Genomic DNA, 17339 nt, shown 5'->3' on the forward strand with positions numbered 1-17339 from the left:
AATAAAAAACTGCAGGCAAACTGAGTTTTCATCGAGTTTGTCTACAGTCTGAAACCAGGAAAACGAATTCCGTGGTTTTTCTTATTTTCATTTTTTATGACGCTTTGCATAGCCACATCGTTTACATAATTCCTCAACTGCACATCTTCTTGAAAAGCCGTCATACATATTTTTAGCCCGTTCACCATTTAAAATGTCTTCAAGTGACGTTTCAAATATATTACCCAGTGGAATTTTTCCTTCACTATCCAAACAACAAGGTACGACTGTACCATCCACCAAGATGCCTAACTGATCTCTAAGAGCATAGCAGAAAATATTCTCATCGATAATGTCACGGTCCAATTCCGGCCACTCGAATTTTTCAGCCATGTTTATATATACACGGTCCTTCAACTTAATATTATTCTTTTTCTGAAGGGCTTCACTTAAGCGAACGTCCAATGAAAGCTTTTCTTCCAACATGCTGAGAATATCGTCGTTCAGGCCATTACTCGCTTTTAGTTCATCCGTATCCATATTCCATAAACGAATGGCACAAATCATTTCACTTTTTTCATTTGCTTCATTTATGAAATCGGCAATATTACTGACATATGAGTCAAGACTGTTGCTCGTATCGTTTGCCTCGAAGCTATGAAGTGAAATATTCACCTGACGAAGGGCTTTTTTGGAGAGCAGCTTATCTTTGACCTTTTGAATCAAAGTGCCGTTCGTTGTTATATTCACCTTCAGGTCATTTTCAGCACTGATATCCAGGAATGTACCCAAATTTTTATTTAAAAATGGTTCACCCATCAAATGAAAGTAAATATGATCGGTGTGTGGTTTGATTTTCTCGATTACACGCGTAAACCCTTCAGGATCCATGAATTTCAGCGTCCTTTGCAAGCTGGAGCTTGGACAGAAATTACACTTCAGGTTACATATATTAGTAATTTCCACATAAACTTTCTTAAACTTTCTCATTTTCTAATACCCCTACTATCAAGCTTATTGTTTCAATCTGATACTAACTATACTGGTTAGCTGCTCATAAATGCAATGAAAACTTCATGGCAGCATATATCAGGGAATGGATGGCTATCATTTCCCACTGCAACTTATCCGATATCCACCATTTCCTGGACAATCTTCTAATCAAATCAGAAAAAAACATCTTCTCGATGTGAAGATGTTGGACAGGATACAAACCTTTGATTTTCCGTTTGTTCTTAAATCACTTTCCTTTTTGCTCGGTGACCTTTAAACTAAGTAATTTTTCATTTTTCAAATCATGTTGTACGGTCACGATTACAGTGAACTGATTTCCTTTATCCTCAACTAAAAATCTGAAATCGTCTTCGACAAGATTTTTCGCTACAGTTTTTCTCCCCTTATAGGCATAATCGGTAATCTCAACTTCAGGATAATCAGCCTGCACTACGGTGATCGCAATCTTTCCGTATTTTTCGTAATCGGGTTTTTGGGCTTGTGCTGAAATGGATCCTGCTTGTATAATCAAAAAAATCCCCATTAACATCACGATGACTTTTTTCAAAATCTTTTCCTCCTCATACTTTCCTCTTGATATTATTATGTAAAATTGTTCATTTGTTATGCACCTGCATCGCTTCTTTTACAAGCATGATCCCAACTAATCGATTCCTCTTCCATTCCTCAGGAAATACAGTCAATGGAGGATTGGTTTCATCCACTAAATAACTAAGTTCGATTGTCATTCCCGGGCGGCTGAATTCCGTTATGAACCAATCCGTAAATCCGCTTCCTACCGCTTCCTTTTCCGGAAAGGTCAGTTCATACCCAGTCAATTCCGAAGTTTTTTTGGCAATCCCATAATCCCTCGCCATATTTTCCCGTTTATTTTTGTAATGCCAAAAGATTTCCCTTCCTGAAGTATGATAGGAAACGGCAATAAGGGGATCGATTTCCCTTGTGAACTCCGCAAGCGCCTTCACTTCAGCTGCTTCAAGTGGTTGTTCGCCCTTATAAAATTGATAAGTTGGTTTTGTTTCATGACTCATGACTTCTTTCCATCCAGCCGGATACTGCCTATTTAAATCAATGCCTTTGGCATTAGCTTTCCATCGCGACCAATTCTTGCTATATCGATTCATTTTCCATACTGCTGCCTTTTCAAGTATATTTAAGTTTGATAAATCGCCTTGCTGGATGCTGACTCCATCTGGATTCAGCATCGGGATAAACCAGATGCTAACTTCATCCAATGATCTTGACGGATATCCTTCAACAGGTTTGCCCGCTCGATAGGCGGCTGCATAGTCTTCAAGCATGCTCATTAAAATTTTGGAGCTGAGCCATTCCCGACCATGATGTGATCCAACAAGCATAATCGTTTTTTTTCCTTTTCCTAACTTGACTGCCTTTATATTTTTCCCCTTTTCAGTTTGTCCGATTATTTGAACGTCCAATTCATACTTGTTTTGAATTCCTTGAAGATCCATTTCCATCTGTTCAGGGGAATACACTTCTTGTGCCAGTGTGGTTTCAGGAAAAAAAAGCAGGACCAATATTCCAATTACCATTAGTTTTCGCATGTACTCACCTTTTATTTTTATTCAGGTAAAAAGCAACAACCGCGGTCCAAATACATCGCCACTTATTGTAAGGAAATATTCTGTCCAATCTGAACAAAATACAAATAGCTCCTTATTAAGGGGGAGAACTACATGAGGATTGCGGATTATGATCAGGCATTGTTTCACACACACCGTTCCGATTGGGACAGCTTGTTAGTATTGATGGTTCGAACGAAAGATCACTTTCTTTCGAAAAAAATAGAACATTTTTTGCACGCTTACCGGTTTGAGCATGATTATCAAATCGTTCAATCCCAGTTGTATGCTCTGCTTCGTTATCTGGATCATGCGGCAGAAAAAACAAGTGATTATTTAAGTGAACTTCCAAGCTAAAATCAACTATAGTTTTTGCTAAACGGGAAAATTTATACAAGAAGATTGATTTTCGGGGATTTAACTTTGGCTGGTGAAACCCTATAAAAACAAGGAAGGGTCAGGTATTAAATACCTGACCCTCATTTCATTATTTTTTCATTGTTGCATATGCAGTTGCATACATTTTAAGATCTTCAATTAAACCTTCAACAAGTACGGCAGATTCTTCAATTAAACCATCATTTTCATAATCGAAGCAATGTGGATCCAAAACCAGTTGTTTGGCAATCACATTTGCATACAGACTGCGGCCCACTGTCCTCATGGAATTCAAGGCGTTGATCCCGCCTTTTCCTCCGCCGGAGACGGCTAATAAAGCGACTGGTTTATGCGTGAATTGTTCATTGCTAAGAAAATCCAAGGCATTTTTCAAAGCTCCACTCATTAAACCGTGATATTCCGGAGTGGCCAGGATCACGCCATCCGCTTCCCCGATGCTTTTGCGAAGACCTTGAATCACGTCCAATTGATATTGCTCACCTTCACCTGAATATAAAGGGATCTCACTATTGCTTAAATCAATAAGTTCCGCTCCGTATTTCTTGGAAATGTAGCGTGAGGCTATACCTGTACGCCCTTGTTTACGTGGTGAACCATTAATGATTACTAATTTCATGAATATATACCTCCATTATTCCTATATGCTGTTCACTCTAAATACAATAATTAATCGATGTTTTCCGAGATCACTCGCCAATACAGTATACCAAAACTGAAACGGAAATTCCTAGAATTTTGATTATTCATGCTACTGGAAATTCCCAGAGTCAACTTTCATTCACTTTACCCGAAAAAAAAACGAAAGACCTAAGTCTTTCGTTTATCTTTTCATCCATTTAAACTAATGCTTCAATCTTGCTCATGAAATCTGTCATGACTCCCGATAACTTGGACTCAGCTTCCTGCATTGATTCACCTTGGACACCGAAATAGAATTTAATTTTTGGTTCAGTGCCTGAAGGACGGAGGCAAACCCATGTACCATCTTCAAGGAAATACTTCAATACGTTTGATTTCGGTAGCTCGATCTGTTCTTCACCATTTGAAAGTAATGTACGCTTTTTGCTGCTTTGATAATCTTCTTCAACGACTACCGGGATGCCTGCTATTCGAGCAGGAGGATTTTGACGGAATTGATTCAATATTCCTTGAATCTGTTTCGCTCCCTCAATGCCCTTTAAAGTTAATGAACGCAATCCTTCCAAGTAGAAGCCGTACTTTTCAAACACATTCAGTAACCCTTCATATAGTGTCAATCCCTGTTTTTTATAATGGGCACAGACCTCGACAGCCAGCACTGCCGCTTGAATGGCATCCTTATCACGTGCAAAGTCTTTTATCAGATAACCGTAGCTTTCTTCATATCCGAACAGAAAGCTATTTTCCCCGCTTTCATCATATTGATTTATTTTCTCGGCGATGAACTTAAACCCGGTAAGTACATCAACCGTCTGCAAGCCATACGACTTCGCAATCGTCCGACCGATTTCTGATGTGACGATTGTTTTTAAGACGACTCCATTTTCAGGAATCTTCCCTTTTTCTTTTTTCTGGGACAGTAAATAATCCAGGAAAAGGGCACCTGTTTGATTTCCAGTCAGGACAACATATTGGCCCATCTCGTTTTTCACGGCAATCCCAAGTCGATCGGCATCCGGATCCGTTGCTATCAATAAGTCCGCTTCCACTTTGTTTCCAAGCTCTATCGCCATTTCAAATGCAGCCGGTTCCTCTGGATTTGGAGACTTGACAGTCGAAAAATCCGGATCTGGAAGTTCCTGTTCCCTAACGATATGCACATTTTGATACCCTAAGCTTTGCAGTGCCCTTCTGACGGATTTATTTGCCGTTCCATGAAGAGGAGTAAAGACGATTGACACATCAATTTCCTCGGCAAGCTGTGGGTTCTCGGGAACTGTGAGCAACTCCCGGTTATACGCTGCATCCAATTCCTCACCAATCATTTCAATGAGGCCCCGCCCTTTAAGGACTTCTGCTTCTTCAATCTGAATTTCAAGCTCATTTTCAATGGCATTCACGTAGCCGATCACTTGATCCGCTCCTTCAGGTGGCAATTGGGCCCCATCTGGTCCATAAACCTTGTAACCATTATATTCAGGCGGATTGTGGCTTGCCGTGATGACGATTCCAGCAAAAGCATTAAGTTCGCGAACCGCAAATGATAATTCTGGTGTCGGTCGCAATTCATCGAATAAATAAGCCTTTACCCCGAATGTTGCCAAGGTTTTAGCTGCTTCGAGTGCAAACTCCGGGGACTTATGTCGTGAATCATAAGCAATCACGGCTCCTCTTCCTTTTGCCTCTTCCCCAAACGATGAGATAAATTGAGCCAACCCAACCGTTGCCTTCCTTACAGTATAAAGATTCATCCGGTTCGTTCCGACTCCAATTTCCCCACGCATTCCGCCTGTTCCAAATTCTAAATTCTTATAAAAGGCATCTTCGAGTTTTGCTTCATCCCGCTGCATTTCCTCAAGGAGGACACGTAATTCCCCATTTAAATTCTGGTACTCTGCCCAAGTGGTGTATAAAGATTTCCAGTTCATCTCCAACATCTCCTCCCAAACGCCTGATTTGTAATTATTATGTATCAGCTTACATATACAAAATTATCACATTTATTCCAATAAATGAAGCAAAGGCTCGTAATGAACAGAACCGCATCCAGCGTTCTTCACATCACGAGCCCTTTTTTCACATTATTTTTCGCCTTTTTGATAATGCAGTTTGTATATATCATGGCGGCGATCTTTCAATTGCGTTACAGTACCGGACTGCCGCTCCCGGCGTAAGATTTCCAAATCAACATCGCCAATCAGGACCATCTCTAGGTTCGGACTGGTTTCCCCGACTATGCCGTCACGTGCAAATTCGAAATCCGATGGAGCGAAGATTCCGGATTGAGCATATTGGATATCCATATTTTCCGTTTGCGGAAGATTCCCGACCGTTCCGGAAATGACTGTATAGATTTGATTTTCCACAGCACGGGCCTGGGCACAATAACGAACGCGCAGATAGCCTTGCCTGTCTTCTGTACAAAATGGAGTGAATATGATTTTGGCTCCCATGTCGGTAGCAATCCGGGCAAGTTCCGGAAACTCAATATCATAACAAATTTGTATGGCAATCTTTCCACAGTCCGTATCAAAGACACGAACTCGGTCACCTGCGTTGATGCCCCACCATTTTCTTTCATTCGGTGTGATGTGAATTTTATATTGCTTTTCAATCGTCCCGTCACGACGGAATAAATAAGCGATATTATAGATGTTGTCATCATCTTCTTTTACGAAATGGGAGCCGCCGATGATATTTATGTTATACCTCACAGCTAAAGTGGTAAATAATTCAATGTACTGCTCCGTGAATTCGGACAGTTTCCTTACTGCCAAGCTTGGTGATCTTTCATTTAGGAAAGACATCAGCTGGGTGGTGAACAATTCAGGGAATACGGCAAAATCCGCATTAGCATCCGAAGCGACGTCGGTGAAATACTCGACTTGGTTAGCGAAGTCTTCGAATGAATCGATTTTACGCAGCATGTATTGCACGACGCAAATCCGTACCGGTTCAGATGTTTTATAATAACGTTTTGTTTTCGGCTGATAATCGACGTTATTCCACTCCATGAGCGTAGCATACTTATTGGATTGCAGATCATCCGGCAAATAATTCGGGTTGATCCTCATGAGCGTGAACCCATTTAAAAGCTGGAACGAAAGTACCGGATCATATATTTTATGCAATTGCACTTCTTTCACATATTCCCTTGGTAACAGTTCCTCCGCATGTTTATGGTAATTGGGGATCCTGCCTCCGATAATGATGCTTTTTAAATTCAATTGGGCAACAAGTTCTTTCCTAGAATCATATAGTCTTTGACCAATTTTCATCCTGCGGAATTTAGGATGGACCATGACCTCGATTCCATATAAATTATAACCGTCCGGATTATGGTTAGTGATGTACCCACCATCTGTTACATCGTCCCATGTATGGCGATCATCATATTCGTCAAAATTAATAATGAGGCTGGAACATGAGCCAATCACTTTTCCATCATATTCAGCTACAAACTGTCCTTCCGGAAAAATTTCCAGATGGCTATCAAGCTGATCTCGCTTCCAAGGAACCATTCCAGGAAAGCAACTCGACTGCAAAGCAATTATTTCATCTATGTCTCCTAGCCTCATATTACGTATTTCCATTATTTTTTCATATTTATGCAGGTCCAAATTAGGCATTTTCCTCAGACTCCTTTAATCTCTTCCATAAGAATTATACCCCTTATTCAAAAATTAAAACACCTGAACCTGCCCAAGGTATTGATAAAATCCATTCTGATTGTCCCTTAAAAAGAATATATATTTTACAGACGCCGTCCATACATACTATACTTTTCATGAGAGCAAAAAGAGATGGGGAAGAGGAACCATGAACAATACAAAACGCAGTGTGGAAAACTTATTATTTGTAGCCTGGGCTGCTTCCATCATTGCTATGTTTGGAAGCTTATATTTTTCTGAAATCAAGCAATATGAACCATGTGCGCTCTGTTGGTATCAACGGATCATCATGTATCCTTTTACAATCATTTTAGGAATTGCAATCATTCGAAAAGATTATTGGATCAGCTTTTATACCATGATATTATCCGCTATCGGTGCATTCATTTCCACTTACCATTATTTGATACAAAAGGTTTCATTCTTTTCTGACCACACCCTTGCATGCGGAAGGGTTCCATGTACAGGACAATATATAAACATATTTGGTTTCATTACCATCCCGTTCCTAGCCTTGACTGCATTCATCATTATTTTCATATGCAGTTACATCATATGGACAAGATCCAAGGAGGTTGCAGCTTAATGAAGAAAATGGCTATATTTTTAGTGATAATCGTCGCGATATTTGTCCTGCTGGGCGTTTTTACAAACATGAAAAAGGAAGAAAAATCAAAAGGAAATCCATACGGCAAGGATAAGCTTCATCCCGCTACTGTCGATCAGCTGGATGATCCCAATTATCAAAACTTGATACTGCCGGAAGAATTGGAGCAGGACCTCCAGGATAATAAAGATATGACCGTTTATTTCTATAGTCCTACTTGCACGCACTGTCAAAAAACCACACCAATCGTTGCGCCTTTGGCAGAAAAGTTGGGAATCGACCTAGTTCAATACAACCTTAAGGAGTTTGAACAAGGATGGAGCGATTATGGCATCAAAAAGACTCCGACCATCGTTCACTATAAAAATGGACAAGAACAAGAACGGATCGTTGGCTTTAATGAAGAGGAAACCTTCGAGAAATGGTTCAAGGACCACGATCTTAATTAAGGATAGAAAAAATGAGCCGGCCCTAACGGAAATGCTTCTCCCGTTATAGCCGGCTCATTTTTTATCCCTTATACTAAATATTGATTCGCCACCTGCATATCCATCATCTGCATATCATTACTCAGTTCATGGTTTATACAGGAAAAATGGTCATAATAAAAAGGGAAGAATATTCCGTATTCATTCAATAGAGTGATGTTATGTTGGAACAATTCTTCAGATTCAGATTCCAACACAATAGAATCTGCTTTCTTCTGTTTGTCTAATATCGACATGAGGACTTGAAGACATGTCATTACTTGAAATGCATCTCTTAATGTTGCAAAGTAGGTAAAAGAACCTTGATTTGGCTCCAAAACGCCAATCTTGCGAAAATGAAGGATTTCACTTTCCGTAAAGTATTTCGGAAATACAGATTCGTAGAAACGAGAAACGAGGCTCGCTATTTCTTGTTCTTGCTCTTCCGTTGAAGAAAAGACTGTCTTCACTAAAAAAACCACCTTTTTTCAGATCCGTTAGACCTATCTAATATATGTATATTCTAGGACAAGCGATTTCTTTCCCCATAGAATAACATAAAAATTGTAAAAAATATGTGGTAATTTCCACCACAGAAATCTTGACAATAGGTCCAAGATCACTTTTTTATGACTTATCTGTAATTATTATATATTTTTTTCATTTGACCACAACCAAATAAGTCGAAAGTAGGAATGAAATTGGAAGATTTCAAAATTACTAACCAACATTTAATAATAGAAGTTCTTCAAAGTTGGAATGGATTAACATTGGAAAAGCTTTTCAGGGAGCGGTGGAAAGCCCCAAAGAAGTTGGTCCATGAATGGAGGATGAGTAAAGAAGTGACAGTGAATGGCCATTCCGTCACATGGTCAACTGTCCTTACTGAAGGAGATACGATATGCATTCCCTTGCTTGATCACGTTGAAAATGAACCGGTTAAAGCGGCTGACTTAGGAATATCCATCTTATATGAAGATGACGTGTTGTTGATAGCCAATAAACCGGCTGGAATGGATACTCACCCTTCTCAACCCGGTGAAGCACACTCCCTCATCAATGGAGTGGCGCACCACCTTCGACAAACTGGCCAGAACTGTATGATCAAGCATATTCATAGGCTTGATAAAGATACCACCGGTGCGGTCCTTTTTGCCAAAAACCGCCTCATTGGGTCCATGCTGGACAGAATGTTGGAAGAAAGGGAAATCAAACGGACTTATCTTGCATTAGTTGAAGGAAACATTAAAAAGGATGAAGGCGAAATCAAAGAAAAAATTGGCAGGGACCGCCACCATGCCACGAGACGAAGGGTATCCCCTACAGGCCAGACGGCAGTTACCCATTATCAGGTGCTCAATCGTAATCCAAAGAAAAACTTGACGCTCGTTAGCTGCACCTTGGAAAGCGGCCGAACCCACCAGATCAGGGTGCATTTCAGCCATTTGAATCACCCCTTGGCTGGAGATACCCTGTATGGCGGAAGAAGGACATTTCCACGTCAAGCCCTGCATGCAAGGAAAATCGAATTCATCCACCCCATTTCCGAAGAAAAATTGATTATTGAAGCTCCTTTCCTGGATAAACCTGAAATATTCGATCTTCACATATAATTGAAAAACACCGTTCCATTTCGGAACGGTGTTTTTTAATGCACTAATGGACGGATTATTTGGTTCTGGGACGAATTATACTGCTCAGCGGACGGATTTTCCGCATCGCAGACAAATTCCATACCGGTTCAGTATAAAAAAAAATAGCTGGCCACTTGGGCCAGCTTTATTTTTGTATTTATGAAGCTTTTCTCATGCCTTTTAAGATAAGGCTTAAGATGAAGACAAACACGATAGCACCAATCAATGCTGGAATAATAGCGAAATCTGCTACTGATGGTCCCCAGTTCCCAAGAATTAATGAACCTAACCATGCACCAACAAAACCAGCGATGATGTTACCGATAATTCCAAATGGTACGTCACGTCCAACGATCATACCTGCTAACCAACCGATGATACCTCCGATAATTAATGACCATAAAAATCCCATAATATATTTCCTCCTTCTAATTAGTTGATTTTTTACTATCTACAGCAGACTCCAAGAAATCTCATCACACTTCCATATTGTCATGCCTTCAGTTCTTTTAACTTTTACATCCAAATGGTATGATGCCGATTACGCACAATATCTAATGAATGTGAATGTTTTAGTTATTGGGTAGAGTTAGCTAGCTAGAGCCCCTGAGGAACTGATTTGACAATCCTCAATGTGTTAGTGTGTTTTTCTTTTTGTTTGCCGCTGTACTCATTATTTTCCCCGTTTAACTAATCTAAAACCTAATTTTATTTAAAAATATTTGGCAACAGAAACAGGAGTATTAGACATAATAAACGGGTATAGCATATGTTTAACTCTGTCACATAGTTAGTATAAACAATAACTGTGTCAAATATGTTCATAAAGAAAAAAGAAAAAGGATGCCCCTTTATCGGGACATCCTCTTATCATTTTCAACATTCTTATTTAGAACAAAAGTTCATCTGGATTGCTTCCGAACCGTTCATTTTTGTTCAAGGCATCTATTTGGTTCATTTCGTTAAGGCTTAATGAAAAATCAAATACCTGTGCATTTTCCTCGATACGGGACGGCGTAATCGATTTGGGTATTACTACGAGATCATGTTGAAGATGCCATCTAATTAACACTTGCGCTGAACTTTTCCCGTGCTTCTTAGCTATATGATTAATTGTTGGTTCTTCCAATAAGTTCCCCCTGCCTAGCGGGCTCCATGATGTCACCTTTATTTCATGTTTTGCACAGTAATCACGAATTTCGAGTTGAGTCAAAAGTGGATGCAATTCGATTTGATTTACGACCGGTTTCACTTCACTATTTGCAAGTAAATTTTCCAAATGATGAACATGGAAATTACTTACACCGATTGATTTCACTTTTCCATCCTTATAAAGCTTTTCCAGCGCCCTCCATGTTTCCAGATATTTATCTTTTCCAGGCCAGTGAATCAAGTATAAATCCAAATATTCCAAACCAAGGCGATTTAAACTATCATCAAATGCCTGAAGCGTGGTTTCGTATCCTTGCTCCGTATTCCATACTTTAGATGTTATGAACAATTCTTCACGAGGTACTCCGCACTCCCGAATCGCCTGTCCAACACCTTCTTCATTTTCATAAATGGCTGCCGTATCAATTGCACGATATCCTACTTGGATTGCTTTCTTAACGGATTCAACCGTTTCTTTGCCATTTTTCACTTTGAATACACCGAAACCCAACTGTGGCATTTGAACTCCATTATGTAGAGTGATCGTTTCCGCAATATTTGAAATCATCCTTCATCCCCCTTACTTTTATTTACCAATTATACATCGCCCTAACTTCTATTTCTAACCATAAGCCTCGGGATTTAAAAAGCCCCATTATCCTTTTAATATAATAAAATGAATAATTTGTCATTAAATCCTTCACTAAGTTAAATATTTTGTAAAAAAATGACGAAACGTCTATCCTTATAGATATGAAATTCGTTACAATGAAATAGTTCGTTTTAAAACCAAGTAATAAAGAAGGTGCCATCTTAAAAAAATAATCAACCTTAAAAACTCCCATTTTATATAATGAGGGGTTGCAAACTGTCCTGTACTGCGCCCATTCATGGGCCACAATCCAAATTCAAAAATTACATACTTGAAATCAAGGGAGTCTTCCATGTATGAATAGCATATTCATCTTAACGGCGCTAATTATTATATTTGCTTTGGTCTTTGATTTTATCAATGGTTTCCATGATACGGCTAACGCCATCGCTACAGCAGTATCAACCAAGGCGCTTAAACCACGTCATGCAATCATCATGGCTGCGGTCATGAATTTATTGGGAGCACTGACTTTTACCGGTGTAGCGCATACCATTACGAAGGATATCGTTGATCCTTTCACATTAAACAACGGCTCTTATGTAATCCTTGCTGCTCTGCTCTCTGCAATAACGTGGAATTTAATCACCTGGTATTTCGGCATTCCAAGCAGTTCTTCACATGCAATCATTGGGTCAATAGCAGGAGCGGCCATCGTGGCTAGTGGATTCGATGCAATAAAATGGAGTGGATTCACTAAAATTGTCCAGGCATTGATTCTATCTCCCATCCTTGCCTTTACGCTTGGATTCATTGTATACAGTATCTTCAAGGTAGTATTCAAAAATAATAATTTAGGAAAGACCAATAAGCGATTCAGGAGAATACAAATTCTCACGGCAGCCATCCAGTCTTATACACACGGAACGAATGACGCTCAAAAATCGATGGGTATCATCACGATGGCTCTAATCGCTAACGGATATGCCTCTACCTCGGAAGTTCCTTTCTGGGTACAATTATCCTGCGCAATAGCCATGGCGCTTGGTACATCAATCGGAGGTTGGAAAATCATCAAAACCGTTGGCGGTAAAATCATGAAAATACGGCCGGTTAATGGGGTGGCTGCAGATATGACTGGTGCAGCAATCATTTTCGGTGCCACATTCCTGCATATGCCGGTCAGTACTACACATGTCATTTCTTCTTCCATACTTGGTGTCGGTTCTGCACACCGCATCAAAGGCGTAAAATGGGGAACTGCTAAAAGCATGTTGATTACTTGGTTCATTACCTTGCCGATTTCCGCTTCATTAGCTGGAATTATTTATTATTTAATAGCTTTATTTTTATAGAAACTTTAGCCTTTCCACTTCGGGAAGGCTTTTTTCTACAAATATCGCCTTTGTAAGTGTAACTGTTTCCCATTTTTTACTTATCCTTGTTTTTGTTTGTAAAGTTTTATTAAGATTTTGTAAATTTTCGTCGAAAAACCTTCCCTGAAACTACATGAATTCGTTACAATCAATTTGTTAATACTAAACGTACGATAAAAGTGTGTAAAATTGCATGACTAATTGGGAGGCTTTAACATGGCTTTTAAATCAAAAAAAGACAAATTCGCAGTAATGCTTTTCAACATTGCTCAAAACCTTAAAGAAGGTGCTGACTATTTCGCGGATTATAAACTCAAAAACATCTCCGATCTAAAAGTATTTTCAGATACTATGAAAGATTATGAGCATAAAGGCGATTCAATGGTTCATAACGTGATTAAAGAGCTGAACAATGCCTTTATCACTCCTATCGAACGCGAGGATATCCTTGAACTAACCATGAGAATGGATGATGTCATAGACGGTTTGGAACACTGTGCCGCATTATTCGAAATGTACTCAATAGTCAATGCAGATGAGTATATGCTTAAGTTTGTGGATGCAATCAAGCAGTGTACGTATGAGATTGAAACAGCTGTCGATACACTATCCACGAAAAAATTACCAATGATTCGTGAAAATGCAATCAAAATTAAAGATCTTGAATCCGTTTGTGACGGGATCCAACGTCAATCAATCAAAAACTTGTTTACAGTTGAAAAAGATCCAATCAGGATCATTCAATATAAAGAAATTTACGAAAGCCTTGAAGAGATTGCCGATCACTGTCAAGCAGTGGCCAATACACTTGAAACAATCATAATGAAAAACGCCTAAGGAGTACCCCAATAAATGGATACTTTATTAATTTTAACAATATTAATCGTTTTCTTTGCTTTAGCATTTGACTTCATCAATGGTTTCCATGATACAGCCAATGCAATAGCCACTGCTGTTTCAACAAAGGCCATGAAGCCTCGGCATGCCATCATCATGGCAGCCATCATGAATTTCGTCGGAGCTATGACATTTACTGGAGTAGCGAAGACCATAACCAAAGATATCGTGGATCCGTTCACGCTTCCGAATGGTTCATATGTAATCTTGGCTGCTCTGCTTGCCGCGATCATATGGAACCTTCTTACCTGGTATTACGGAATACCAAGCAGTTCCTCCCACGCATTGATTGGTTCGATTGCAGGTGCCGCCATTGCTGCAGCTGGATTCGCCGGAATTAAATGGGAAGGATTCATGAAAATTCTTCAAGCTTTGATCTTCTCCCCGTTAATTGCTTTTGCAATCGGGTTTATCGTATACAGCATCTTTAAAGTGGTCTTTAAGAACAATAACCTGACAAAAACAAACCAAAAATTTCGTACTATACAGATTGCTACTGCAGCACTTCAATCGTATACCCACGGAACGAATGACGCTCAAAAAGCGATGGGTATCATCACGATGGCCCTTATTGCAAATGGTTATGCATCAAATGCCGATATCCCCTTCTGGGTTCAATTTTCCTGTGCGTTAGCAATGGGACTTGGAACTTCCGTAGGTGGATGGAAAATCATTAAAACCGTTGGCGGCAAAATTATGAAGATCCGTCCGGTCAATGGTGTTGCAGCGGATTTAACCGGAGCCTTTATCATCTTCGGCGCGACCGTAATACACATGCCAGTCAGTACTACCCATGTTATTTCCTCTTCAATCCTTGGAGTTGGAACCGCCCATCGTGTCAAAGGCGTAAAATGGGGAACGGCAAAAAGAATGATCATCACTTGGTTCATTACCATTCCCATCTCGGCAACATTAGCAGGTTTGATTTATCTTTTGATTAATTTCCTATTCTAAAATAAAAAAATCCCTTCCGATTTCCGTCGGCAGGGATTTTCTGTTTTATGAAGGATTTATCTATGCTTATTAATAGGAAATCGTTTAAAATTCAAGGAGAAGGAATTTTTTTAAGCGAGGGGCAAAAAAAAATGAAGGAATTAGAAAAAAATAGAGATATTTTTAAAGGCCTTTATGGAGATATGATGGAGTTTGCCGATAGAATCAGTTCTGTTTTGGGTTGCCCCATTACAATCGAGGACGGTAATCACCGCTTACTTGCTTATAGCACACACGATGATACTACGGATCAGGCTCGTATCATGACCATAATCGGAAGACGCGTCCCTGAAAAGGTCATCAACAGTTTATGGAAAGATGGCTTCATCCCAGCTTTATTGAAAGAAGATGCCCCCATTAAGATCGGGGCCATCAATGATGTCGGTCTCGGTAACAGGGCTGCGGTGTCCATTCGGAAAAATAATGAAGTCCTTGGATTCATTTGGGCTTTGGAAGTAAATGAACCTTTCTCCGAAGAAGATATGGAATTTCTGCAATTTGCTGCCAAAGAGGCGAAAAACCAGTTACAGCAATTGCAATTGAAAAAGAAAAGGAAAGAAGCGGGTAATCAAGAGTTCCTTTGGCGCATGCTGACTGGACACTACCAAGAAGAATCGGAAATAATTGAAAATTTCACGAAATTCTCCTTACATGTTCCGGTGGTTTTTTCCATATTGGTATTCGAATTTCCTGAAGAGATCAATCGCGAAGTGGAGCGATACATTTCATACATGTTAACGACTACGCAAAAGATAAACAGTTCCTTATTTGCGATTGACCATAACAAGCTCATTCTTTTTGCAGGAGCCAACCAGGAAAACAGCCCTTCTTTCACATCATCGATTTATGATTTCATCCCTTTTTTCATTTTGGAAATGAAACGGCGTTTCGGTGTTGAGCATATCCTTGGAACGGCTGGCCATATGTATAAAAACTTATTGGATGTTAAAACAAGTTACGATGAAGCTCAATACACTCTAAAAATGAAGACTATTTTCCCTGATGACATGAAGCTCATCTTACATTATGAGGAACTTGGCATGTTTCAAATGATTGAATCGCTCGCAAGCAAAAAACAACGTCATGTTCATCCTTCCATCCTGAAGCTAAAAGCATATGATATGAAAAACCAGACGGAAATGCTGCAGACACTCACTGTCTATCTAGAAAAAGACTGCAACCCAAATGAAGCTTCAAGAAATCTTCATATCCATGTGAATACATTGAATTACCGATTAAAAAGGATTTCAGAAGTGGGAAATATCCGGTTAAAAGACCCGATTCAAAAAATGTCCCTCTTTCTTAACATTAAACTTGATCAATATGATAATTTTACAAGAAAAATTAATGATAAATTCCCTGATATGGAATACTAGAAATGTGGAAAGGCTGATCATATGAAATTTGAAACAAAAGAAGAACTTGAGAAGGAATTAATAATCATTGAAAAATGGGAGAAGGATCAGAAAGGGCTATGGTTTTGGGAACGGATTGGGCGAATCCCCTTCAAACTATTGGATAAGCTGACACCGGATTTCATTCAGAAAAAATTGGGTGTCATGCTTGATGAAATCGGCAGCTATATTCAGAATGGCGGAAAATATTTAACGAAAGAAGCTCAAATTCTAAGTCAGCTACAGGCCAAGAATCCCGAATTGAAAATTACTTCCCTGGAAGATGTATCAAGCATTCCCCTCCATATCATGGATAGCGTGAGTCAAGATATTAAAAATTCAGGCAGCAAATTGGCAACGGTTCAAGGTGCCACTACCGGTATTGGCGGAATCTTCACCTTAGCCATCGACATCCCCCTTCTACTCGGCATGTCGATCAAAACACTTCAAGATATCGCCATCACATATGGGTTCGATCCCAGTGACCGTCAAGAGCGTATTTTCATCGTCAAATGTCTGCAATTCACAACATCGGATGTTGTAGGCAAAAAGGCACTATTAAATGAATTGTCGAAAATGCACCTGCCTGATTCCGAATCAAAAAGGGAAATAGCATCCGAGCTGCAAGGATGGCGAGAAGTCGTTTATACATACCGTGATCAGTTTGGCTGGAAAAAGCTTTTGCAAATGGTTCCTGTTGCTGGAATAATCTTTGGAGCCCTTACCAATCGATCGATGATTGCCGATATAGCCGATACCGGAATCATGCTTTATAAAAAAAGACGGATTTTAGAGCGCATTCAAGAACCTATTTCGAAAAATTAACTTCAGCGTTATATTTTCTAACGTTTATGATATGAATCAGGGTTCTTGATCCTGACGAGTCCATGTTTATTGATATTGCGTTTGTGGAATTCCACAAATACACCTTTTTCATTTTTC

General features: G+C 39.5%; 18 protein-coding genes. 9 read left to right on the top strand and 9 right to left on the bottom strand.

Annotated elements, in window-relative coordinates:
* Positions 1-87 precede the first annotated feature (87 nt).
* The 3 genes from QUF94_RS22025 to QUF94_RS22035 all read right to left on the bottom strand — a co-directional run bounded on the left by QUF94_RS22025 (position 88) and on the right by QUF94_RS22035 (position 2558).
* Positions 88-969, bottom strand: a complete 882-nt coding sequence (locus QUF94_RS22025) for a radical SAM/SPASM domain-containing protein (RefSeq protein WP_289317718.1) — start codon at positions 967-969, stop codon at positions 88-90.
* A 250-nt stretch (positions 970-1219) separates the two neighbouring features.
* On the bottom strand, positions 1220-1540 hold the full coding sequence (locus QUF94_RS22030; RefSeq protein WP_289317719.1) for a DUF3889 domain-containing protein: 321 nt from the start codon (positions 1538-1540) through the stop codon (positions 1220-1222).
* Positions 1541-1589: 49 nt separating this feature from the next.
* Positions 1590-2558 (bottom strand): M14 family zinc carboxypeptidase, encoded by a 969-nt coding sequence (locus QUF94_RS22035; RefSeq protein ID WP_289317720.1) that lies wholly within the window; start codon positions 2556-2558, stop codon positions 1590-1592.
* 132 nt (positions 2559-2690) lie between these two features.
* Between QUF94_RS22035 and QUF94_RS22040 the strand changes: the two genes are divergently transcribed.
* Positions 2691-2933 carry a YhdB family protein gene (locus tag QUF94_RS22040; protein WP_048689737.1) on the top strand — a complete coding sequence of 81 codons (243 nt, stop codon included), beginning with the start codon at positions 2691-2693 and terminating at the stop codon, positions 2931-2933.
* 130 nt (positions 2934-3063) lie between these two features.
* On the opposite strand, the gene QUF94_RS22045 is transcribed toward QUF94_RS22040, so the two are convergent.
* From QUF94_RS22045 to QUF94_RS22055, 3 genes are all read right to left on the bottom strand, one after another.
* Complete coding sequence (locus tag QUF94_RS22045; protein ID WP_289317721.1) at positions 3064-3591, bottom strand: NADPH-dependent FMN reductase; 528 nt, start codon at positions 3589-3591, stop codon at positions 3064-3066.
* A gap of 220 nt (positions 3592-3811) precedes the next feature.
* A complete protein-coding gene (locus tag QUF94_RS22050; RefSeq protein ID WP_289317722.1) occupies positions 3812-5542 on the bottom strand; it encodes a phospho-sugar mutase in 1731 nt (576 codons plus the stop codon).
* A 153-nt stretch (positions 5543-5695) separates the two neighbouring features.
* Positions 5696-7243 carry a carbon-nitrogen hydrolase family protein gene (locus QUF94_RS22055; RefSeq protein WP_289317723.1) on the bottom strand — a complete coding sequence of 516 codons (1548 nt, stop codon included), beginning with the start codon at positions 7241-7243 and terminating at the stop codon, positions 5696-5698.
* A gap of 190 nt (positions 7244-7433) precedes the next feature.
* On the opposite strand from QUF94_RS22055, the gene QUF94_RS22060 reads away from it, so the two are divergent.
* Together QUF94_RS22060 and QUF94_RS22065 are read left to right on the top strand one after the other, a co-directional pair.
* Positions 7434-7871, top strand: coding sequence for a disulfide oxidoreductase (locus QUF94_RS22060; RefSeq protein WP_289317724.1), 438 nt, complete (start codon positions 7434-7436; stop codon positions 7869-7871).
* On the top strand, positions 7871-8341 hold the full coding sequence (locus QUF94_RS22065; protein WP_289317725.1) for a thioredoxin family protein: 471 nt from the start codon (positions 7871-7873) through the stop codon (positions 8339-8341). The genes QUF94_RS22060 and QUF94_RS22065 overlap by 1 nt, the downstream gene beginning before the upstream one ends.
* 68 nt (positions 8342-8409) lie before the next feature.
* On the opposite strand, the gene QUF94_RS22070 is transcribed toward QUF94_RS22065, so the two are convergent.
* A complete protein-coding gene (locus QUF94_RS22070) occupies positions 8410-8829 on the bottom strand; it encodes a DUF5365 family protein (protein WP_289317726.1) in 420 nt (139 codons plus the stop codon).
* Positions 8830-9060: 231 nt separating this feature from the next.
* Between QUF94_RS22070 and QUF94_RS22075 the strand changes: the two genes are divergently transcribed.
* Positions 9061-9972: an RluA family pseudouridine synthase gene (locus tag QUF94_RS22075; RefSeq protein WP_289317727.1), complete on the top strand. Its 912-nt coding sequence runs from the start codon at positions 9061-9063 to the stop codon at positions 9970-9972.
* Between the two features lie 178 nt (positions 9973-10150).
* Here QUF94_RS22075 and QUF94_RS22080 read toward each other — a convergent pair whose 3' ends face one another.
* Together QUF94_RS22080 and QUF94_RS22085 are read right to left on the bottom strand one after the other, a co-directional pair.
* A complete protein-coding gene (locus tag QUF94_RS22080; RefSeq protein ID WP_170946860.1) occupies positions 10151-10405 on the bottom strand; it encodes a GlsB/YeaQ/YmgE family stress response membrane protein in 255 nt (84 codons plus the stop codon).
* Positions 10406-10882: 477 nt separating this feature from the next.
* Entirely contained in the window at positions 10883-11713 is an 831-nt protein-coding gene (locus QUF94_RS22085) for an aldo/keto reductase (protein WP_289317728.1), read from the bottom strand.
* Positions 11714-12093: 380 nt separating this feature from the next.
* Between QUF94_RS22085 and QUF94_RS22090 the strand changes: the two genes are divergently transcribed.
* The 5 genes from QUF94_RS22090 (at position 12094) to QUF94_RS22110 (ending at position 17222) form a co-directional block, all read left to right on the top strand.
* On the top strand, positions 12094-13092 hold the full coding sequence (locus QUF94_RS22090; RefSeq protein ID WP_289317729.1) for an inorganic phosphate transporter: 999 nt from the start codon (positions 12094-12096) through the stop codon (positions 13090-13092).
* A gap of 237 nt (positions 13093-13329) precedes the next feature.
* Positions 13330-13950 (top strand): DUF47 domain-containing protein, encoded by a 621-nt coding sequence (locus tag QUF94_RS22095; protein ID WP_289317730.1) that lies wholly within the window; start codon positions 13330-13332, stop codon positions 13948-13950.
* Between the two features lie 15 nt (positions 13951-13965).
* On the top strand, positions 13966-14964 hold the full coding sequence (locus QUF94_RS22100; protein WP_289317731.1) for an inorganic phosphate transporter: 999 nt from the start codon (positions 13966-13968) through the stop codon (positions 14962-14964).
* Between the two features lie 131 nt (positions 14965-15095).
* A complete protein-coding gene (locus QUF94_RS22105; protein WP_289317732.1) occupies positions 15096-16379 on the top strand; it encodes a PucR family transcriptional regulator in 1284 nt (427 codons plus the stop codon).
* Between the two features lie 21 nt (positions 16380-16400).
* The gene (locus QUF94_RS22110) at positions 16401-17222 is read left to right on the top strand and encodes an EcsC family protein (RefSeq protein ID WP_289317733.1); all 822 of its coding nucleotides are present in this window, start codon (positions 16401-16403) and stop codon (positions 17220-17222) included.
* Positions 17223-17339: the final 117 nt, after the last annotated feature.

It is taken from the genome of Peribacillus sp. NJ4, assembly GCF_030348345.1.
Classification (GTDB): Bacteria; Bacillota; Bacilli; order Bacillales; family DSM-1321; genus Peribacillus.